Annotated in this window: 18 protein-coding genes and 1 pseudogene; 5 read left to right on the top strand and 14 right to left on the bottom strand. The window is 66.3% G+C overall.

The window, feature by feature from the left end:
- Positions 1-29: 29 nt before the first annotated feature.
- From ACH2CY_RS02305 to ACH2CY_RS02290, 4 genes are all read right to left on the bottom strand, one after another.
- Entirely contained in the window at positions 30-1,712 is a 1,683-nt protein-coding gene (locus ACH2CY_RS02305) for a methyl-accepting chemotaxis protein (RefSeq protein ID WP_395015473.1), read from the bottom strand.
- Positions 1,713-1,935: 223 nt separating this feature from the next.
- Positions 1,936-4,149: a PAS domain-containing sensor histidine kinase gene (locus tag ACH2CY_RS02300; RefSeq protein ID WP_395015470.1), complete on the bottom strand. Its 2,214-nt coding sequence runs from the start codon at positions 4,147-4,149 to the stop codon at positions 1,936-1,938.
- Between the two features lie 122 nt (positions 4,150-4,271).
- Positions 4,272-4,961, bottom strand: coding sequence for a sigma-70 family RNA polymerase sigma factor (locus tag ACH2CY_RS02295; RefSeq protein WP_395015468.1), 690 nt, complete (start codon positions 4,959-4,961; stop codon positions 4,272-4,274).
- Between the two features lie 163 nt (positions 4,962-5,124).
- On the bottom strand, positions 5,125-5,655 hold the full coding sequence (locus ACH2CY_RS02290) for a hypothetical protein (protein ID WP_395015466.1): 531 nt from the start codon (positions 5,653-5,655) through the stop codon (positions 5,125-5,127).
- Positions 5,656-5,837: 182 nt separating this feature from the next.
- On the opposite strand from ACH2CY_RS02290, the gene ACH2CY_RS02285 reads away from it, so the two are divergent.
- Positions 5,838-6,017, top strand: a complete 180-nt coding sequence (locus ACH2CY_RS02285) for a DUF1328 domain-containing protein (protein ID WP_395015464.1) — start codon at positions 5,838-5,840, stop codon at positions 6,015-6,017.
- Positions 6,018-6,092: 75 nt separating this feature from the next.
- Here ACH2CY_RS02285 and ACH2CY_RS02280 read toward each other — a convergent pair whose 3' ends face one another.
- On the bottom strand, positions 6,093-6,311 hold the full coding sequence (locus ACH2CY_RS02280) for a CsbD family protein (RefSeq protein WP_395015461.1): 219 nt from the start codon (positions 6,309-6,311) through the stop codon (positions 6,093-6,095).
- A gap of 292 nt (positions 6,312-6,603) precedes the next feature.
- Between ACH2CY_RS02280 and ACH2CY_RS02275 the strand changes: the two genes are divergently transcribed.
- Positions 6,604-7,248: a superoxide dismutase gene (locus ACH2CY_RS02275; RefSeq protein WP_395015459.1), complete on the top strand. Its 645-nt coding sequence runs from the start codon at positions 6,604-6,606 to the stop codon at positions 7,246-7,248.
- Positions 7,249-7,316: 68 nt separating this feature from the next.
- Here ACH2CY_RS02275 and ACH2CY_RS02270 read toward each other — a convergent pair whose 3' ends face one another.
- The 8 genes from ACH2CY_RS02270 to ACH2CY_RS02235 all read right to left on the bottom strand — a co-directional run bounded on the left by ACH2CY_RS02270 (position 7,317) and on the right by ACH2CY_RS02235 (position 13,895).
- Entirely contained in the window at positions 7,317-7,796 is a 480-nt protein-coding gene (locus tag ACH2CY_RS02270) for a hypothetical protein (RefSeq protein WP_395015457.1), read from the bottom strand.
- A gap of 13 nt (positions 7,797-7,809) precedes the next feature.
- The gene (locus tag ACH2CY_RS02265) at positions 7,810-8,037 is read right to left on the bottom strand and encodes a hypothetical protein (RefSeq protein ID WP_395015455.1); all 228 of its coding nucleotides are present in this window, start codon (positions 8,035-8,037) and stop codon (positions 7,810-7,812) included.
- Between the two features lie 135 nt (positions 8,038-8,172).
- Positions 8,173-8,472, bottom strand: a complete 300-nt coding sequence (locus tag ACH2CY_RS02260) for a hypothetical protein (RefSeq protein ID WP_395015453.1) — start codon at positions 8,470-8,472, stop codon at positions 8,173-8,175.
- 128 nt (positions 8,473-8,600) lie between these two features.
- Positions 8,601-9,527, bottom strand: coding sequence for a DMT family transporter (locus tag ACH2CY_RS02255; RefSeq protein ID WP_395015450.1), 927 nt, complete (start codon positions 9,525-9,527; stop codon positions 8,601-8,603).
- A gap of 1 nt (position 9,528) precedes the next feature.
- Positions 9,529-10,299, bottom strand: a complete 771-nt coding sequence (locus tag ACH2CY_RS02250; RefSeq protein ID WP_395015447.1) for an SDR family NAD(P)-dependent oxidoreductase — start codon at positions 10,297-10,299, stop codon at positions 9,529-9,531.
- Positions 10,300-11,064, bottom strand: coding sequence for a class II aldolase/adducin family protein (locus tag ACH2CY_RS02245; RefSeq protein WP_395015445.1), 765 nt, complete (start codon positions 11,062-11,064; stop codon positions 10,300-10,302).
- 13 nt (positions 11,065-11,077) lie between these two features.
- Complete coding sequence (locus ACH2CY_RS02240; RefSeq protein ID WP_395015443.1) at positions 11,078-12,736, bottom strand: choline dehydrogenase; 1,659 nt, start codon at positions 12,734-12,736, stop codon at positions 11,078-11,080.
- Positions 12,737-12,740: 4 nt separating this feature from the next.
- Positions 12,741-13,895 carry an aromatic ring-hydroxylating dioxygenase subunit alpha gene (locus tag ACH2CY_RS02235; protein WP_395015441.1) on the bottom strand — a complete coding sequence of 385 codons (1,155 nt, stop codon included), beginning with the start codon at positions 13,893-13,895 and terminating at the stop codon, positions 12,741-12,743.
- A 113-nt stretch (positions 13,896-14,008) separates the two neighbouring features.
- Here ACH2CY_RS02235 and ACH2CY_RS02230 point away from each other — a divergent pair, with 113 nt between their 5' ends.
- Both ACH2CY_RS02230 and ACH2CY_RS02225 read left to right on the top strand, forming a co-directional pair.
- Entirely contained in the window at positions 14,009-14,992 is a 984-nt protein-coding gene (locus ACH2CY_RS02230; RefSeq protein ID WP_395015438.1) for a GlxA family transcriptional regulator, read from the top strand.
- Between the two features lie 69 nt (positions 14,993-15,061).
- A complete protein-coding gene (locus tag ACH2CY_RS02225) occupies positions 15,062-19,384 on the top strand; it encodes a response regulator (RefSeq protein WP_395015436.1) in 4,323 nt (1,440 codons plus the stop codon).
- Between the two features lie 6 nt (positions 19,385-19,390).
- Here ACH2CY_RS02225 and ACH2CY_RS02220 read toward each other — a convergent pair.
- Positions 19,391-19,996 (bottom strand): annotated as a pseudogene (locus tag ACH2CY_RS02220) (ATP-binding protein); the annotation flags it as partial.
- Positions 19,997-20,379: 383 nt separating this feature from the next.
- On the opposite strand from ACH2CY_RS02220, the gene ACH2CY_RS02215 reads away from it, so the two are divergent.
- Positions 20,380-20,946, top strand: coding sequence for a Panacea domain-containing protein (locus ACH2CY_RS02215; RefSeq protein ID WP_395015435.1), 567 nt, complete (start codon positions 20,380-20,382; stop codon positions 20,944-20,946).
- Positions 20,947-21,191 lie beyond the last annotated feature (245 nt).

Here is a 21,191-nt window from a genome sequence, read left to right as displayed (position 1 = left end):
TCGAACAGGCGGAGCCGGCCGCCTTCTCCTTAAGCTCGGATCGTCCGCAGGAACTCGCCGACCTGCGCCTTCAACTCGGTGCCGCCGCGCGACAGCGCGCCCGCGGCGGACAGCACCTGGCTCGCCGCGGCGCCGGTCTCGCCGGCCGCCTGGGTGACGTTGGCGATGTTGGACGAGACTTCCGTCGTGCCCTGCGCCGCCTGCTGCACATTGCGGGAGATCTCTGCGGTCGCGGCGCCTTGCTCCTCGACCGCCGAAGCGATTGCGGTCGAAATCTCGTTCACGCGGTTGATGGTCTCGGTGATCGCCGCGATGGCCTCGGCCGAAGCGCCGGTCGCTTCCTGGATGGCGCGGATCTGACCGCCGATCTCCTCGGTCGCCTTGGCGGTCTGCGTGGCCAGCGTCTTCACTTCCGACGCCACCACGGCGAAGCCCTTGCCGGCCTCGCCGGCGCGCGCGGCCTCGATCGTCGCGTTCAAGGCGAGCAGGTTGGTCTGGCCGGCGATGTCGCTGATCAGGCGAACCACGTCGCCGATCTTCTGCGCCGCCGCAGCAAGGCCCTGCACCTTGGCGTTGGTCTCGTCCGCCTGCTGCACGGCCCCGGCCACGATGCGGCTCGATTCGCTCACCTGGTTGCTGATCTCGCTGATCGAAGCCGAGAGCTCCTCGGTCGCGGAAGCGACCGTCTGCACGTTCTGCGTGGTCTGCTCGGAAGCCGCTGCGACCGCGGTCGATTGTCGTGAAGTTTCCTCCGCGGTGGCGGTCATCGACTGCGCGGTCACCTGCAGCTGCTGCGCCGAGCTGGTGACGTCGTTGACCACGCCGCCGACGGTCTGTTCGAACCGGCTGGCCAGGGCCAGCATGGCCTCGCGCCGTTCGGCCTCGCCGCGCTGCTTGGCTGCTTCCTGTTCCTGCCGCAGCCGCGCGGTCTCTGCCAGTCCGTCCTTGAACACGGCGACCGCGCGCGCGACCGCGCCGACCTCGTCCTTGCGCTCGGTGCCGGCCACCGCGACCGTGAGGTCGCCGGAGGTCAGCGCCTGCATCACCTCGATGATCCGGCGCAGCGGCACCGTCACCGACCGGCCGACAACATAGGCCACGGCGGAACCGATCAGCACGGCGACGATCAGGCCGCCGATCAACAGCATCCGGTCGGAGGCATAAGCCGCCGACGCCTTCTCGTATTCGCTCTTCGCCACATCGACCTGCAGCTGCTTCAGCTTGGCGATGGCCTCCATCAGCTTGGCGAGCGCCGGCGTCCCTTCCGCCTTCGCGATGGCCTTGCCGCCGTCGAAGTCGCCGGACGCGAGGGCGCCGAGCACGCGGCCGCGGACCTCGTCATAGGCGTCGAAACTGCGCTGTGCCTCGCCGGCGAGAACCTTCTCCTCCGGCGTCAGGTAGGTCGAGAGATAGGCTTTCCACTCCGCCTGGGCGTGCTGCACCTTCTCGGCAACGTCGGCGACATCCTTTTGGATCACCGCGACGTCGCGAGCGCCGACCGCATCCATGACGGCGATGCGCACCTTGAAATAGTCGCCCTGAATGTTGCTGATCTGCTCCAGCGGCACCACGCGGTCGGCATAGACGGTGCGCAGCCCTTCCTGCACGCCCCCCATCCCGCGGATGCCAATCACGGCCACCGCCGTCATCAACATCAGCATGACCGCCACCATGGCGGCGAGACGCACCAGGATACGCGTGTTCTTCAGCATCGTTTCCTCCAGCGATCGTGACTGGCGCACGTTTTGTGTCGCCCGCTATTGCCACAATTCTGGTGGGGTTCTTCTTAAGGCCGGATTAAGAGGGGCAGAGCTGCATACACCGGCATGCGACAGAATTGCTGCCGACCCCGCTTTGGCTTGACATACATCAGTATTCGCAAGGCCCGCGCAGGATTTGATATACCAGCAGCCGCGCGGCAATACACCGCAGCGATCAGGCGGCGGCTTCGCTCTTCACCGCCGGCAGGCGCAGGGTCACCGTCGTTCCGATGCCGACCTTGCTCTCCAGGCGGAAGCTGCCGCCCGACTGCTCGACCAAGGCCTTTACGATCGGCAGGCCGAGGCCGGTGCCCTGCTGGCGGCGCGAATGCGGGTCGTCGGCCTGGCCGAACGGCTCCAGCACCTTGGCGATGTCCTTCGCCGCGATCCCGATGCCGCTATCGGCGACCGAGAGCTCGACCTGATCGCCGTCGGCGCGCGCGGCCAGCATCACCTGGCCGCCCTTCGGCGTGAACTTCACGGCGTTGGTCAGCAGATTGGCCAGCATCTGCCGGACCGCGCGCGGATCGACCCGGAGCTTCGGCACGTCCGGCGGCAGGTCGGATTTCAAGGTAACGCCGGCGCTGGTGGCGCGACCCGAGACCAGGCGCAGGCAGGCCTCGAAGACATCGGCCGCCTCGACCGCCTCGGGGAAGAGCTCCATCCGCCCGGCCTCGATCTTCGAGAGATCGAGGATGTCGTTGATGAGGTCGAGCAGCAGCTGGCCGCTGTCATGCACGTCCTTGGCATAGGTATGATATTGCGGCGCCCCCATGGGGCCGAACATCTCCATCTGCATGATCTCGGTGAAGCCGAGGATGGCATTGAGCGGCGTGCGCAGTTCGTGGCTGATATTGGCCAGAAACTCCGACTTCGAGCGGTTGGCGACCTCGGCCTGTTCCTTCGCCTCGCGCAGGTTCTCCTCGGTGCGGATGCGGTTGGTCACGTCCTGCAGGATGCCGACGAAATGGATGAGCTTGCCCTGCTCGTCGTGCAGCGGGCTGATGTTCACCTCGTTCCAGAAGGTGCGCCCGTCCTTGCGGTAGTTGCGCAGGGTGACGGTCGCGGCGCGGCCGACCATGATCGCGCGGCGCATCCGCTCGACCGCCTCGCGGTCGGTGTCGCGACCCTGCAGGAAACGGCAGTTGCGCCCGGTCGCCTCGGCCGCGGTATAGCCGGTGATGCGGGTGAAGGCGGCATTGACGAAGACGATCGGTTGGTCGGCTTGCGTCGCGTCGCAGATCACCACGCCGCTGGTGACCGAGGCGACGGTGCTGGCCAGCACCGCATTGCGCTGCGCCAGCTCGGCGAACTGCAGCTCGCGCTGCTTGATCGCGGTGATGTCACGCATCACGCGCAGCGTGCCGCCGCCGGGTGAATCGCCCCCGGTAACCCGCTGCTCCAGAATCTGCACCCAGCTGCCGTCCGATCGCCGTTCCTCCAACCGCCAGGGCAGGTTGCGGTGCCGCTCCAGGGCATCGTCCAGCACCGCCGGTTCGCCGCGGCGCTCGAGCTGCGCCCGCAACAGCTCGGCATAGGCGGCGCCAGGCTCGAGGTCGGCGGAGAGATCGCGGTTGAGCGCCCGGTATTGTCCGTTGCAGGCGAGCAGCCGGTCCTGCGGGTCGAACACGGCGATGCCTTCCGGCAGGTCGGCGATGATCCGCGCCAGCAGCGGCGCGATCGCGCTGCGGTTCTCGCCGGTATCGGCGATCAGCCCGCCCGGCAGCGCGGTCGTGCGCGGCCAATCGCCCAGCAACAGCCGTCGCATGGCCCAGAGCGCCGGCACATGCAGCGCGATCGCGATCAACACCAGCAGGATGCCTGCCGGCGTTGCCTTCGAGAGCAGCGACAAAAGCAGCAGGGCCGGGATGAGCGCGATGCTCGCCGCGCGCCAATGACCCGGAGCATCGAGCGCCGCGTCGAGACCGAGCGAGGCCGCCTCTTCAAGACGGCCCGGCCGCGCCCAACGCCAGTCGAGCCAGGTCGCGAACGGCTCGAGCCTGCCGCGGATCAGGCCGATCCCGATGCCGATCATGGCCAGCAGCAGGACGGCCGCAGGCCAAGCCGCGCCGCCGGTTGCGCCGAGCAGGACGATCAGGACGCCCGCGCCGCCGGAAAGGCCCATCAGCAGATTGACCGAGAGCAAGGCGAGCGGCGGCAGCAGGGCCGCTTCGAAGGCGGCCGAGGCGGCGAGTGGATCGGCGCCATCCTGCCCGAGCCAGACCGGGACCGCCGCAAGTCCGGCGGCGATGCCCAGCAGCGCGCCGGCGCCGAGATGACCGAGCCGGCCATAGCGTCGCCAGCGCCCCAACTCGGCGAACCGCGCCGCCAGCACGATGGCGAGCACCAAAGCCAGAGATGACACGGCCCCGGCCGTATCCGCGTTCAAGATCTGCCCCTCAAGACGGACGACTCGGGGCGTTTTCTAGCACAGATCGCGCAAAAAAATCGGGGCGCACCGGGAGGACCGATGCGCCCTCTAGGATGAGGGATGAGGGAGTCGAGGCTGGACTAGTTGACGACGTGACGTTCTTCAGCCGCGCGGCTGCGCCGGCGGGAACGGAGCTTGATCTCCATCGAATCGCCGAGCGACTCGGTGAGATTGGCATTGGCAACCGGAGGCACGTTCCGCCGCGGCTGGGCCATGGACTCCTCGTCGAGCATCCGCTTCAGGTCGAGCCGGGCGCGGGAGACCCGGCTCTTCACGGTGCCGACCGGGCATTGGCAATGCTCGGCGACCTCCTCGTAGCTAAGGTCGCCGTTGCCGACCAGCATCAGCACCTCGCGCTGGCGCGGCGAGAGCTGGATGAAGGCGCGGCGGAAATCGCAGAAGGCCAGCGAGTCTTCCTGGGTCGGGCCGATCGACGGTTGGTTGTAGACATTGTCATCGAGCGCCACCACGCGGTTCCAGCGCTTGCGGCCCTCGGTATAGAAGGCGTTGCGGAGGATCGTGAAGATCCAGGCCTTGAAATTGGTGCCGGGGCGGAACTGATGCGCGGCGGCAAGCGCGCGGGCGACCGCTTCACCGACCAGGTCGTCGGCCTGATCCTTGCTTGTGGCGAGCGAGCGGGCAAAGGCCCGGAGATGCGGCAGGTGTTCCACCACTGCGGCGCTGACCTCGGAGAATCTGGGATCGACGTTCGAATCGCCGATATTCTGCTTCAGCGAATCGCTGCGCGGTGCGGATTTGGGGTGTCCCATAGCACGACCTCTTGAGGTTGGCCCAACCGAAGTCAGACGCGTTTGACATCACAACACGCCGTGGCGAATTCCCCGGCGCTGCTTTGCTGAGCCGCTTCGCCCCGCCCTGATTCGTCCTCCCCGAAGGCGGGGTCTCGAACTCCAGACGCAAGCGACTCACTCGTCAGGTCGACGTCACATCCTCTCGGACGCCGTCGACGAAGTTGGCGATCCAGCCACCGGTCGTAGCCGGCGACATAGCCGAGCGGCCGAAGCGCTCGTCTCGCACCTTCTCTCGTTTGTCAGTTTGTTGTTGTGCGGTCTTTTGATCCGCCGTCGTGCCGCCGATTGCGTTGCTCTGAACAATCGATTCGACGCGTGGCGTGGGTCGACTATGCGAGCCTCTGACGAAGCGATCAACCCGCCCCGTTTGGCTGCCTCCATCATCGTGTGCGAAGAAGAGAACATTGTTCCAACGAAGTACGGCGGGATTGAGGCGATTTCGGGGTAATACGACGACTTGCTGTATTTCTTCGCTTGAGCACCTCGATTCATGTTTGCTCCGTCTCGCGCCAGCGAAGCGCAGTGAGATGGAAACGGTGTCGCTTGCGGTGCGCTGCGCTTGCGGCTTGCCGCGTATCCTTCCGCATTCCTCATAAATAAGGGTGTACTCACGCCACATTCCTTGCCGTTCGTCCGCCGCGCCGCCGGTCAACTCAGAACGAGGCGGGGCTGGCGCGTCTTCCCGGAACCGGGCTCGATTCGGGGTGTTCTGGAGTCATTGGCGCGCGCATGCGACCGCGGACGGCACATGCGTCAAGCCGCGCCCTCACGCGGTGGGGGCGTTGACGCGACGGACGCTGCTTTCTGGCGCCGTCGAGCGGAAGGAGATACGTGATGTTGGGATGGGCTTTGGTCTTTCTGGTCGTCGCCCTGATCGCCGGCCTGCTCGGTTTCACCGGGCTGGCGGTGGCCTCGGCGGGGATCGCGCAGATTCTCTTCTACATCTTTGTCGTGCTGTTCGTGGTCAGCAGCCTGATCTACCTGATCCGCGGGCGCGCACCGCCGACTGTCTAAGGCGAGCGACGACGACAAAGCAGAAGGGGCGCCGCGAGGCGCCCCTTCCTTTTGTGCCCGATCTGCGCGGCTCGATTACCAGCGCGAGACCAGGTCGCTGTTGGTGTCGCGGAAGGTCTTGACCTGCTTCTCGGCCTCTTCCTTCGCGATCCCGTAGCGCTTCTGAATCTTGCCGGAGAGCTCGTCCGCCGAGCCTTCCAGCACGGTGAGGTCGTCGTCAGTGAGCTTGCCCCACTGCTGCTTGATCTTGCCCTTCAGCTCTTTCCAGCCACCGGCCGCTTGATCCTTATTCATGGCGATCTCCTTCATCCGAACAGTGTCTATGAATGGGAAAGACGAGCGCGTCTTTGGCGCTCTGAGCAATCAACCCGCGCTTTCGGAGTCGGTTGCGCTTTCGACCCCCGCATAATTCCCAGTGAATCGGGGGCGAATTGCCGTCGCGGAACCATGGCTTGCGCCCGCCATTGCTCATAGCAAGAGGGGATCGCATCGCGCCCGCGACGCCGCGCAGAGACGCGCAAGCCCCAGCGCCCAATCCGTTGAGCGTCCTATCCGTTGAGCACATGCATCCAGATGGAGTGAAGCCATGGCCTTTCAACTGAAGCCGCTGCCCTATGCCGAGAACGCGCTCGAGCCGCACATGTCGGCCAAGACGTTGCAGTTCCACCACGGCAAGCATCACAAGACCTATGTGGACAAGCTGAACGAGCTGGTCGCCAACACGCCGCTGGAGAAGAAGACCCTGCACGACCTGGTGCGCGATTTGAACGGCCAGCGCGGCGCGCGGCCGAAGAAGATCTTCAACAACGCCGGTCAGGTCTGGAATCACGACTTCTTCTGGGAATCGATGACGCCGAATGGCGGCGGCGGCCAGCCTGCCGACGGCGAGCTCGCGCATCTCCTGGAGACTTCATTCGGCGGCTATGACGCCTTCAAGGATCTCTTCAAGAAGACCGCGATGGAGCAGTTCGGCAGCGGCTGGGTCTGGCTGACCGCGGAGGGCGATCGCCTGCAGCTCGTCAGCACCGCCAATGCGCAGTCCCCCATGGCCGAGGGCAAGATCACCCTGACCGGCTGCGACGTCTGGGAGCACGCCTATTACCTCGACTACCAGAACCGCCGCGACAGCTTCGTCGATACCTTCCTCACCCACCTGATCAGCTGGGACGCGGCCCTGGCCCGACTCAAGGGCAACGAGGCCAAGGAAGCCCCGCACGCCCTTCGCGCATGAGAAGAAGCCCTCCCCCGCTAGCGGAGGAGGGCCTGTTGCCGCCGCTTAGACGTGAAAGGGCGCGGCGCTCACTTCCGATTGTTCATCACCATGCCGGCGATGAAGGCCGTGAGCAGAATGGTCCCGGCGTTGCGCGACAGCGTGCCGCGCAGATCCAGGCCCGGGCCTGCGCCCATGGAGGCGCCCAGCGCCGCCGCGCCGAGTGGGCCACCAAGGCCGGAAGCCAGCCCCGCCGCACCCAGTCCCGCCGGTGAGACCTTGCGGCGCGACCGCCGCAGGTAGAGGGTGCGGGCGACGCTGCCCAGAATGACGGCGAGTACGAGCAGGCCGCCGCCCATCGCGGCCGCAGCACGCACCGGGCCGATCTCCGGGCTGAGCGTCAGATATATCGCCACGCCGAAATAGCCGATGGCTGCAGCGACCATCAAACCGATGGCCATTGCAGCCGCGAACAGGACGGCCAGCTTGAACATCGCGCGGCGAAAGCCTTCCGCCATGCCGGCGCCGGTTCCGGCCAGCATGGCGAGGCGGAGGATGCTCCCGAGCATTTCGATCGCTCCGTCAGCGCATCATGCGTCCGACGATCGATCCGGCAATGAAGGCGATGGCGATGCTGGCCAGCGGTGACTCGCGAACCTGCTCGCGCAAGGTTTCGCCGGCTTGCTCGGGCAGGTCCTTCAAGTCCTCCGCCTTGGCGCGGGCGGCGGCGCTGGTGTGCTTCATCAGATCCGCGAGCTGCTTCTTCAAAGCGGCGATGTCATCGCGGATGGCGTCGGTTTCGTTGGCCATGGTTTTCTCTCTCTTCTGCCGGTGTGAAATGTGACTCAGTAATGCGGGGCTTGGAGCGGGAGTTCCTTCCCCTGGCGCGCGGGCAAAAAGAAACGGGGCCGCCGTGGGGCGACCCCGCTCTTTGCTTGACGGATATCAGGCGCCGCCGGTCTTGGTCGGCGCTGCGCTCTCGTCCTTATGGTCGACCGCGCCGATTGCCAGCAGCGCCTTGCGGACGCCACGCAGCAATTCGGCGGAGTGACCTTCCGGCGTGGTTTCCGCCGTCATGTTTTCTTCCGAAGCGACGAGGTTCTCCCGAAGGTCGAACTCCCATTGCCGCAGCAGCTTCACCTTCTGCTGGTGCGACAGATCATCCGATCCGATAATCTCCTTGGGATCCGCGAAGACCTTGGCGACATCGGTCAGCGCGTTCTCGAAGCGGGCGTTGTTCATCATGACGTCCCTCCGATTCCTGTATCAGGGCACACGACAAGCCCCGGGCAACCGATGGATTCGGTCCGGCTGTCTAGGCTCCTTGGCGAAACAACAAACCCGAGAAAATGGGGTTCCACAGGGTTTCGGCGCTAGTCGGGCACTACCGGGATCGGGATCGGCGGCGTGGCGGTCTCTCGATTGGCCAGGATATCGCCCAGGCCGGCGGCCACGATCATCAATCCGCCCAGCACCTGGTGCCAGGTCAGCGGATCGCCGCTCAGCCAGGCGGCGGTCAGTGCGCCGCTGATCAGTTCGGTCATCAGCAGGATGCCGGTGCGCACCGGGCTGATCCGCTTCACGCCCCAGAACAACAGCAGCTGCGCCGGCACCCAGCCGAGCCAGGCGACGCCGATCAGCCAGCGCCAGCCGGTCGCGATCGTCTCGCCGCCGGGCGCCCCGCCGCTGACCAAGGCGAGCAGCAGCGCCGGTCCCAGGCCGCCGAGGAAGAAGGCGACGGCATTGGCCGCGACGCCGATATGCTCGTTGCGCCGGATGCGGATCGCGGTCAGCGCCCAGATGAAGCCGGCGGACAACGACATCCAGTCGCCGATGTTGCGCGGGATCGGCCAGCCGCCATCCGCCGAGAGCATGACGGTCAGCCCCAGCAGCCCGATCACCACGCAGCCCATGCGCACCGCGCCGGTCCGCTCGCGGAGCCAGAGCTTGGCGATCAGCACGCTCCAGACCGGCGAGAGATAGAACAGGAACAGCACGTTGAAGATGCTGGTATGCGCGTAGGCATTGCAGTAGAGCGCGAAGGCGGCGCCGTTGCCCAGCGCCAGCCCGATCAGCGAACGTCCATGCGCGCGAAGCTCGGCGCGGGCGACGTATCCCAGCAGCGGCACGGCCGGCAGGCAGGCGATGAAGAGGCAGGCGGTCACCCATTCGCCGGTGAAGCCCAGCGCCTGCAGCTCGCGCAGCGGCAGCCAGTAGATGCCCCAGAAGGCGCCGACCAAGGCGACGCCGGCCGAAGCCGCGGTCGACCATCCTCGAGAAGGCGCGGCAGCCGGGTTCATGTCAGAGCGCGCACCAGCCGCCATCGACCGGCAGCACCGTGCCGGTGATGAAGGAGGCGGCATCCGAGGCGAGGAAGATCGCGACACCGACCACCTCTTCGACCCGGCCGCGTCGCCCCATCGGCGTCATCCGCAGGATCGCGGCCTCGGTCTCGGGATCGCGGTCATAGCCTTCCGAGCGCGACATCGAATGCTCGAGATAGCCGGGGTTGAAGGCGTTGACCCGGATGTTGCGCGGGGCCCATTCGACCGCCAGGGTCTTCACCATCTGGTCCACGCCGCCCTTGGAGATGTTGTAGGTGAGGAGATCGGGAAAGGCGACCAGGCTGGCATTGGACGAGGTCACCACGATCGACCCGCCGTCCTGTTTCTCCATCTGCTGCGCCGCCGCCTGCGCGCAATAGAGCGCGCCACCGACATTGATGCTGAGCGTCTGCTCCAGCTCCGCCCGCGTCGCCCGGTCGGCCGGGTTGGTCAGGATGATCCCGGCATTGCAGGCCATGATGTCCAGCCGCCCGAACTCTTGAACGGCCCTAGCCACCAGCGCCTTGCAGGCCGCGGGATCGGCGACGTCAGTGACGACGGAGAGCGCCTTGCCGCCGGCGGCGCGGATCTCCACCGCCGCGGATTCCGCTTCCTCGCCATGCCGCGATGTGGTGACAACCGCGGCCCCGGCCTCGGCCATGCCCTTGGCGATCGCGCGCCCCAGGCCGCGCCCCGATCCGGTGACGACCGCGACCTTGCCGTCGAGGGAGAAGCGCGCGAGCGACATCTATTGCCGATAATCCGGCTCTTCGGCGTCGAGGATCGCCTTCACCTCGTTGAGGTGGTCGTCGGCGAGATGCGGATAGTCGAGCCATTGCCTGGCGGTGATGCTGGCCACCTCATGCGAGGCGAGCCGCAGCTTCTTGCCGGTGGAGTAGGCGATCATCAGGGTTTGCGCGGCGCGCTCGAAATAGACCATCTCGTCGAAGGCGAAGGCGATCGACGGGGCCGTGACGGTCAGCCCGTGATTGCCCATCATCAGGATCGACTTCTTGCCCATCAAGCCCGCCAGCCGGTCGCCTTCCTCGTTGGCCAGCGCCATGCCGCCGAAATCGGGATCGGTGGCGATGCGGTCGTAGAACCGCATCGTGTTCTGGTCGATCGGATACATCGTGCTGTCTTCGAGCCCCGCCAGCGCCGTGGTGTAGGTCGGGTGGAGGTGCATGACGCAGCGTGCCTCGGGCAGCAGCGCATGCAGCCGGCCGTGGATGAACCAGGCGGTGGGATCCGGCGCATCGGAGCGCTTCAAGGTTGCCTGGTCGCTGGAATCCAGCAGCAGGAGTTCGCTCGCCTTGATGCGCGAGAAATGCCGGCCGCGCGGATTCATCAGGAACTTCGATCCGTCCTTGGAGACCGCGACCGAGAGGTGGTTGGCGACGGCCTCATGCATCCCGAGCCGCGCGAACCAGCGGAAGCTGGCGGCGAGATCGACCCGCGCCGCCTGGATCTCGGCATCCGACAGCATATCGTCGTTGCGCAGCATCACGGTCATCGGTTGGTGCTCCCTAACGCTGTGACGTTTCCCATTGCGGGTGAATCCAGACCGGCGCCTCGCTCGGCGTCAAGGCCGGTCTCCCGCGAATCATGTCCGACGCCTTCTCGGCGATCATGATGGTCGGCGCATTGGTGTTGCCGCTGACGATCGCCGGCATGATCGAGGCATCCACCACCCGCAATCCCTCCACCCCATGCACCCGGAGCGCGTCATCGACCACGGCGGTTGCGTCGGTATCGCGCCCCATCTTGCAGGTGCCGACCGGATGATAGCAGGTCTCGACCGCCTGCCGCACCCAGGCATCGACGGCCTGGTCGCTCTTCACATCCGGCCCGGGAAAGAGCTCGTCGCCGCGATAGGGATCGAGCGCCGCCTGGGCCAGGATCTCGCGGATCAGCGCCACCGACCGGCGGAAGTCGTCGCGGTCGCGCTGGCTCTTCAGGTAATTGAACAGGATCGAGGGCGGCTTGCGGGGATCGACGCTCTGCGCTTCGACCCGGCCGAGGCTTTCCGGCCGCAACAGGTCGATATGCACCTGGAAGCTATGCTCAGGCCTGGTCTCGACCGTGCCCGGCATCACCGCCAGCGGCATGAAGGTGAATTGCAGATCCGGATGCTCGATCCCGGCCCGACTCCGAATGAAGCCGCCCGCCTCGAAGTGGTTGCTCGCCGCCGGTCCCGACTTCGACAGGAACCATTGCGCTCCGGTCAGGAATTTCCCGGGCGCCCGGGCCTTCTTCGCCAAGGTCACCGGCTGCTTGCAGGCGTATTGCACGACGATGTCGGGATGGTCGCTCAAATTGGCGCCGACACCCGGCAAAGCCTGCCTGATCTTCACGCCCAGGCGCTGCAGCAAGGCGGGATCGCCGACACCGGAGAGCTGCAGCAGCTGCGGCGAGTTGATCGCGCCGCCGCAGAGAATGAGCTCGCGTTCGGCGCGCGCCGTCTGCCGCGCGCCGTTCACCGCATAGGCGACACCGGTCGCGCGCCGGCCCTCGAACAGCACCTCCAGCGCCAGGGCCCGCGTGACAATGGTGAGGTTCGCCCGGTCGCGCACCGGATCGAGGTACCCGCGCGCGGTGCTCCAGCGCTTGCCGGCATGGGTGGTGCGGTCGGTGGGCCCGAAGCCTTCCTGCTGCGCGCCGTTGCAATCCGGCGTGAAGGGATAGCCGGCCTGCTGTCCCGCCGTGATGAAGGCCTGGCCCAGGGGAGCCGCCTGTCCATTCGGTGAGGTCACGCGCAGCGGCCCGTCGCCGCCGTGATATTCGCTGGCGCCGTCCTGGTGACGCTCTGCCCGCTTGAAGTAAGGCAGCAGGTCGGCATAGCGCCAACCCCTGTTCCCGCTCTGCGCCCAGCCGTCGTAGTCGCGCGCATGGCCGCGGACATACATCATACCGTTGATGGAGGAGGAGCCGCCGAGCACGCGGCCCCGCGGGTGGCTGAGCCGCCGGTTGTCGAGATAGGGCTCGGGATCGCCGACATAGGCCCAGTTGAAGCGGTCGCTTGCCAGAAGGCGGCCCAGACCCGACGGCATGTCGATCTCCCAGGCCTTTGCCTCCGGCCCGGCCTCCAGCAGCAGCACGCGAACATCGGCATCCTCGGTCAGCCGCGCGGCCAGCACGCTGCCCGCCGAACCGGCGCCGACGATGATGTAGTCGAAGGCTTTCATGGACCTATTGCGCCGCCAGCAATGCCGGCTTCACCGCCTGGTGCACCAGGCGGTGGAAGTGGTGCACCAGATGCTCGCTCTCATTGCTGCGCTCGGCATCGATCAGGTAGCGGCCCTGGTTGTAGCCGAAGGACTTGAGGCCCCTCTGGTTGGTGACATTGAGCTCGATGTCTTCCGGCCCGAGCTTCTGGTTCATCCATTCGATGCAGGACCGGGTCACCGCCGGCATTTCGCGCTGCGCCGGCCCGTAATAGCCGAAGCGGAGCAGCGACTTCTCCGGCTCCAGCGGAATCATCAGGAAGGTTCCGCAGATATCGGCGAAGGGGAAGCAATAGAAGGTCGTGTTCGGCCAGATGCCGATGTTGAAGAACCAGTCGGTCTGCCAGGTGGCGCCCTCCAGCGGCACGCCATAGGCCGAGGCGACATTGTCCTTCGGCGGGCCGATATAGGTCCACCATTTGTCATGGGCCTCCAGCGCGTATTGCTTGAAGTCGATGAGCGCCGCCAGCTCCTTGTGGACCGGACCCGAGAGGCCGAAGTGATAGCCCTCGATCGAGTTGTCCATGATCACCTTCCAGTTCGACGGCACGACCACATCGACTTCGGAGATCAGCTTCATATTCGCGAGATCGGGCAGGTATTGCGCCATCTTCGCCTCGGCGCCGGCCGAGATGCTGGCAAGCGGTGCCGCGTCGGGGTCCATGTTGATGAAGACGAAGCAGCCCATGACCTCGATCTTCACCGGCTTCAACCCATACAGCTTCTTGTCGAAATCTGGTAGGCGTTCGGTGCGCGGCGCGTTGCGCAACCCGCCGGACCGGTCATAGCACCAGGAGTGATAGCCGCAGCGAAACACCGGGCCGGCCTGGCCGCGGCGTTCGTTGACCAGCCGGTTCCCGCGGTGCTGGCAGGCATTGTAGAAGGCATGCAGCTCGCCGTCGTGATTGCTGACGATCACCGACTGGTCGAGGATGTCGAAGGTGACGAAGCGGCCGGGCTCGGCCAGTTCGCTCACATGCGCGACGCAATGCCAGGCCGGATAGAAGATCCGCTCGCGCTCCGCCTCGAACACCTTGGGGTCGTAGAAATAACGGGCCGGCAGGGTCAGCGACCGCTCCGGCGCGGCTTCGATCCAGTCCAGCGACTTTTGTTGAATCATGGTCCCGTGTTCCTTCAAGGCGGGCGCATCCGCTTGACCGAACGCTACGACGGTGCGACAAGTTGACTTGATCGAAAACGCCAATCCTCTGTCGTAAAAGATCAGGAAGCCCGATGGCGCAAAAGCCGAAGCAGGTCGGCATCCTGCTGCTGCCAAGCTTCGCGCATGTGGCCCTGGGCGCCGTGGTCGAGCCGCTCTTCGTCGCCAACTGGCTGGCCGGGCGGCCGCTCTATCGCTGGCGCACGATCTCGCTCGACGGCAAGCCGGCGCGCACGTCCAGCGAGATTGCCGTGCCCGCCGATGCGGCGATTGCCGACGGCGCCGAGTTCGACGCGCTCTATGTCCTGGCCAGCTTCGACGTGAAGCGTCTCACCCGCGACCGCGGCTTGAAGGCCTGGCTGCGGCGGGTCGCGCGCCATGGCGCCACCATCGCCGCGATCGAGACGGCGTCGGAAGTGGCGGCGGCGGCCGGACTGCTCGACGGCCGCAAGGTGGCGGTGCATTGGGACAACCTGCAGGGCTTCGCCGAATCCCATCCGCAATGCCGCGCCGTGGCCGAGCTCTACACCGTGTCGCCCGGCCGCCTCACCTGCGCCGGGCACAGCGCGATCTTCGACATGATGCTGCAGGGCATCGCCGCGGAGCACGGCGCGGACCTGGCCGGCGAGATCGCCGCGCACTTGATGCTGCCCGGCTGGCGCAAGGGCGAGGACAGCCAGCCGGCTCCCGGCGTCAAGGCGCGCCAGGCCGCGGACCCGGTGCTGGAACGCGCCCTCGCCCTGATGGAGAAGAGCATCGAGGAGCCGATCCCCTGCAGCAGCATCGCCCGGCGGGTCGGCGTCACCACGCGGCAATTGCAGCGGATCTTTGCCCGCGAGCTGGAGACCACACCGGTCCGGCATTATCAGCGCCTGCGGCTGTCACGCGCCCATGCGCTCTTGCAGCAAACCGACCTTTCGGTGACCGAGATTGCGGTGGGTGCAGGTTTTAACTCCTTGGAGCACTTCTGCCGGCTTTATCGGCGTCAATTCAATTGCCGCCCGCGGGACGACCGCCGCCAGAGCGTCGCCGCCCCGGTGCTGCGGCGGCGGGCATAGGCCTCGCGGGGGAACCCCGCTTCGTTCCGGCGTGTTGTTCCCGGGGTCGAAAAGGGGGCCAAAGATTCGATGACGTTGCAGGAGAAGCGCGCCCCGTCGCCGATCTCTAACACCCCGGGATTCCTGTCGGGCGGTGGGGAGATGGGCGCGCTCATGCGGGCCCATGACTGGTCGGCGACGCCGCTGGGCGCGCCGGAAACCTGGCCACGCAACCTGCAGACCGCCTTGCGGATCATGCTCGCCTCGCGCCAGCCGATCTGGATCGGCTGGGGGCCGGAGCTGATCTATTTCTACAACGATCCCTACAAGTCGATCATCGGCGGCCGGCATCCCTGGGCGCTCGGCCGCCCGACCGCCGAAGTCTGGCGCGAGATCTGGCCCCAGATCAGCCCGCTCCTGGAAACCGCGATGTCGGGCAGCCAGGGCACCTATTCCGAAGCCGAGCTCCTGATCATGGAGCGCAACGGCTATCCGGAAGAGACCTATTACACCTTCTCCTACAGCCCGGTGCCGAACGACGACGGCACGGTCGGCGGCATAATCTGCGCCAATACCGACGACACCCAGCGGGTGATCGGCGAGCGACAGATGGCCCTGCTCCGCGATCTCGCCGCCGACGCGACCCATGCCCGCACTTGGGTCGAAGCCTGCACCCGCAGCGCCGCGGCTCTCGCCACCGATGCCCGCGATATTCCCTTCGCCCTGATCTACATGTCCGAGCCCGAGCCCGAGGGGTTCCGGCTCGCCGCGACCACCGGCATCGACTCCGGCTACGCCGCAGCGCTCTGGCCGGTCGCGGATGCAGTGCGCGATCATGAAACCAAGCTGGTCGCCGATCTTTCGGAGGAGCTGGCGCTGCCGACCGGGCCCTGGTCGGTGCCGGCGCGCCAGGCGGCCGTGGTGCCGATCCTCCCCGCCGGCGAGACCGGCCGGGCCGGCGCGCTGGTGGTCGGGCTCAATCCCTTCCGGCTGTTCAACGAGAACTATCGCAGCTTCCTCGGACTGGTCGCGGGGCAGATCGCCGGCGCCATCGCCAACGCCCAGGCCTATGAGGAGGAACGCCGCCGCGCCGAAGCGCTGGCGGAGATCGACCGCGCCAAGACCGCGTTCTTCTCCAATGTCAGCCACGAGTTCCGCACGCCGCTCACCCTGATGCTGGCGCCGATCGAGGACGCGTTGAACGACCGGGATGCCGATGCCCTGCTGCCGCTGCATCGCAACCGGCTCGAGACCGCGCACCGCAACAGCCTGCGCCTGCTGAAGCTGGTGAACTCGCTGCTCGACTTCTCGCGCATCGAAGCCGGCAGGGTCGAGGCGCATTACGAACCGGTCGATCTCGCCGCATTGACCGCGGAGCTCGCCTCCAACTTCGAATCGGCGACGGAAAAGGCCGGCCTCGCCCTCAGCATCGACTGCAGGCCCTTGCCCGCGCCGGTCCATGTCGATCGCGACATGTGGGAGAAGATCGTCCTCAACCTGATCTCCAATGCCTTCAAGTTCACCTTCGACGGTGAAATCGTGGTGACGCTGCGGGCGGCACCGGGCGGAGAATCCGCCGAGCTCACCATCCGGGACACCGGCGTCGGCGTGCCCGAGGCCGAGCTGCCGCGGCTGTTCGAGCGCTTCCACCGCGTCGAGGGCCAGCAGAGCCGGTCCTTCGAAGGCTCCGGCATCGGCCTCGCTTTGGTTCAGGAGCTGGTCAAGCTGCATGGCGGCGCGATCCGCGCCGAAAGCTCGGTCGGCAAGGGCACAGCCTTCACGGTCACGGTCCCCTTCGGCACCGCGCATCTGCCCGCGGAGCGGATCGGCGCCGCGCAGCCGCGTCCAACGGCTTCGCTGCGCGCCGACGCCTATGTGGAGGAGGCCTTGCGCTGGCTGCCGGCGTCCGAGGTCGGCGCCGTGCCGACCGACCGGGCCGAAGATGCGGCGCTGCCGCTCCATGCCGGGTCGGCCGGGCCGGCCCGCATCCTGGTGGCGGACGACAATGCCGACATGCGGGCCTATATCGCGCGGTTGCTCGGCCAGCGCTGGCAGGTCGAGACCGTGGCGGACGGGGCGGCGGCGCTGGACGCGATCCGCCGCGAGCGGCCGGACCTGGTGCTGACCGACGTGATGATGCCGAAGCTCGGCGGCTTCGAGCTGTTGCGCAGCCTGCGCGACGATCCGCACTCGCGCGACCTGCCGGTGATCGTGCTCTCGGCCCGGGCGGGCGAGGAGGCGCGGGTCGAGGGCCTCGATGCGGGTGCCGACGACTATCTCACCAAGCCGTTCTCCGCCCGCGAGCTGATCGCCCGGGTGAACGCCAATCTCGAGCTCGCCCGCGTCCGCCAGGCGGCGACCGCGGAGCTGCGCGAGAGCGAGGCCCGGTTCCGCAACATGGCCGAGCATGCGCCGGTCATCATGTGGATGACCGACACCGAAGGGTCGATCAACTACATCAACTCGCTCTGGAGCGAGTTCACCGGCCAGTCGCCGGAGGATTCCCTGGGCTACGGCGCCTGGGACGCCATCCATCCCGACGACCGCGCCGCCTCGCGCGAGCGCTTCCGCGCCGCCATCGCCCGGCGCGAGCCGTTCCAGATCGAGAACCGCCTGCGCCGCTACGACGGCAATTATCGCTGGGCGTTGAGCACCGCGGCGCCGCGCTTCGCCGGCGTCGGCGAGGACGGTCCTTTTCTCGGATATATCGGCTCGATCGTCGACATCAGCGAGCGCAAGGAGGCCGAACACATCCTCCAGCGCACCAACGAGGTCCTGGGGCAGCGCGTGACCGCGGCCATGGCCGAGCGCGCCGAGGCCGAGGCCCAGCTCCGACAGGCGCAGAAGATGGAGGCGGTCGGCAAGCTGACCGGTGGGGTCGCGCATGACTTCAACAACGTGCTGCAGGTGATCGGCGGCAATCTCCAGCTCCTGGTGCGCGACGTCGCCGGGAATCTCCGCGCCGAGCAGCGCCTGCAGACCGCGATCGCCGCGATCTCGCGCGGCTCGAAGCTGGCCTCGCAGCTCCTCGCCTTCGGCCGCCGCCAGCCGCTGGCGCCCAAGGCGGTCAATCTCGGCCGCTTGGTCCGCGGCATCGACGACATGCTGCGCCGGGCGCTGGGCGAAGGCATCGAGATCGAGACCATCATTGCCGGCGGCCTATGGAACACCTTCGTCGACAAGGCGCAGCTCGAGAACGCGATCCTCAACCTCGCGATCAACGCGCGCGACGCCATGGCCGGCCAGGGCCGGCTCACCATCGAGGCCTGCAACGCCGCGCTCGACGAGGTCTACACCGCGCGCCATGACGAGGTGCTGCCCGGCCAGTATGTGATGGTCGCGGTCAGCGACAACGGCGCCGGCATGTCGGCGGAAGTTCTCGATCGCGCCTTCGAGCCGTTCTTCACCACCAAGCCGGAAGGCCACGGCACCGGACTCGGCCTCTCCATGGTCTACGGCTTCGTGAAGCAGTCCGGCGGCCATGTGAAGATCTACAGCGAGCCCGGTCAGGGCACCACCATCCGCCTCTATCTGCCGCGCTCGCGCGAGGAAGAGGATGTCGAGATCGCGTTCGACGCCGGCCCGGCGACCGGCGGCACCGAGACCGTGCTGGTGGTCGAGGACGACGAGGACGTGCGCGGCACCGTGATCGACATGCTGGGCGATCTCGGCTATCGCGTCCTGAAGGCCAAGGACGCCCAGAGCGCGCTCGCCATTATCGAGAGCGGTGTCGCGATCGACATGCTGTTCACCGACGTGGTGATGCCGGGCCCGCTGCGCAGCCCCGAGCTCGCGCGCAAGGCCCGGGAGCGGCTGCCGAACCTCGCCGTGCTGTTCACCTCGGGCTATACTGAGAACGCCATCGTCCATGGCGGCCGGCTCGACGAAGGCGTCGATCTCCTCAGCAAGCCCTATACCCGCGAGGCCCTGGCACGGAAGCTCCGGCATGTGTTGCGCAATCAGCAGCAGCGCCGGATCAGCAGCGAGCGCGCGGCCGCGACCGCGCAGCGGCGCGAGGAGCCGCCGCAACAGCGGCCGCGATTGCTGCGGGTCCTTTTGGTCGAGGATGACGCGCTCATCCGCATGTCCACCGCCGAGATGCTGATGGATCTCGGCCATGCCGTGACCGAGGCCGAGGACGGCCCGGCGGCACTCGGCCTGCTGGAGCAGGATCGCTTCGACGTGATGCTGACCGATCTCTCCTTGCCCGGCCTCTCCGGCGACGCGCTCGCCGCCGTGGCCGTGGAGCGCCAGCCCGGCCTCGGCGTCATCTTCGCCTCCGGCTATGACCGCGTCCCCAACCGCAGCGGTGCGCTGCAGGGCGCGATGCTGTTGCAGAAACCCTACGACGAAAGCGCGCTCGCCGACGCGCTCGCTTCCGTCACCGCCGGCCGCAGCGGACGCGAACGATAGCGGTCGTCACCGCCCCGGCGCGATCCGACGATAGGAGAGCGCCTCCGCCACATGCACCCGCTTCACTGGCGCGCTGGCTTCGAGATCGGCGAGCGTTCTGGCAACGCGGAGAACGCGGTGATAGCCGCGCGCGGAGAGCTTGAATCGCTCTACGGCTTGCGTGAGCAGCTTCAACCCGTCCGGCTCCGGCGTCGCGACCTGGTCCAGCAATTCGCCGTCGGCTTCGGCATTGATGCGGATGCCGCGATCCTGGTAACGCGCGCCTTGGATCGCGCGGGCCTTGGCGACCCGCGCCGCGACCTCGGCGCTGCCTTCCGCCGGCGGCGGCAGCGAGAGATCGGCGGCCGCGACCGCCGGCACATCGACATGGAGGTCGATCCGATCGAACAACGGCCCGGAGATCCGCGACTGGTAGTCCATCGCGCAGCGCGGGGCCTTGCCGCAGGCCAGCGCCGCATCGTCAAGATGCCCGCAGCGGCAGGGATTCATCGCCGCCACCAGCTGCACCCGCGCCGGATAGGTCACATGCGCATTGGCCCGCGCGATGGTGACCCGGCCGGTCTCCATCGGCTGGCGCAGGGATTCCAGGGTCTGGCGCTGGAACTCCGGTATTAGGTAGCAAAGTTCGGAAAGGCCCCGCCGGACCCTGCACCGATCCGGCGCGACTCACAAGTTGGGGGCGTTTATGTCGAGTCGCCGACTCCCGAGAGGCGCGCGGTAAGGGGAGTCGTGAGTTTGATTCCGGCGATAATCCAGCCCGCATCCCGGAATTTATCGGTTAGGTGTGTTTGCTACCTAATACCGGAATAGTAGGGGTGCGTGTTCTGCGCTTGTTCCACTCTCGGAATGTTGCTAGATTGCCACAGTGTTGGCGGATTTTGCTATTTGACTTGTCGCAACTTATTGATCCAGCGGGCATTTATGCTTTGTCAAGAGTCCTTTGAGCATACTAAGTGCCTGGAATAGAATGCGAATCAAATCGACGGAGTGACTCGGTGGCCCCTATCCCTGGGTACAACGTCCGCAAAGCGGCACAAGTGGTCGCGTACTTCGCGCAGCGAAGCGGCGGCACGATCAATGTTCTCAAGCTTATCAAGCTAGTTTATCTCGCAGAGCGTACCTTTATCGGAAAGTACGACTTCCCGATGCTGTGGGATCGCTTAGTGTCGATGCCTCAGGGGCCGGTTCCTTCAGACACGCTCAATTTCGTGAATGGTGAATACGGCGACAACGAAGACTGGGACTCTTTGATTTCAGACCGAGAAGAACACTTGGTTGGTTTGCGCAATGCGCAAATCACGGAAGACGATCTCGACGAGCTGAGCGATGCCGAAATCGAAGTGCTCGGGGAAGTATGGGGCCAGTTTGGCCGCATGGATCGCTTTGCGCTGGTCAAATACACTCACGATAATTGCCCGGAATGGGAAGATCCGCACGGATCATCTAGCCCTATCCCCTATCAAAGAATCTTGCGCTACCTAGGCAAGCCCCACGCCTCAGATACCGCCCATGAGATTGAATCTCTGCGAAACTTAGACGCCGCAATCGCGCGCGCTCAGTGAGTATCGTTGTTGCAAAAAGAAACACGTTCCTAGTTCCATCCGGGACTGCAACTAACGAGGACGGGAAGCATCTATTTGTTGTCGTAACAGATAGATGCAAAGACAATCAGCATCTATTGCTGCCGATTTGCAGCATTCGGGACGGGGTCCACCACGACCCCACGTGCGTGATTCAAGCAGGGGAGCATCCGTTCATTAAGTGGCCAAGTTACATCCTGTATGCAAAGGCCGCTCAAGCTCACTCT

The sequence above is a fragment of the Dongia sp. genome, assembly GCF_041905885.1.
Lineage (GTDB): Bacteria > Pseudomonadota > Alphaproteobacteria > Dongiales > Dongiaceae > Dongia.
Note: the sequence above shows the minus strand (reverse complement) of the source record. Positions and strands in the feature narration are given on the sequence as shown.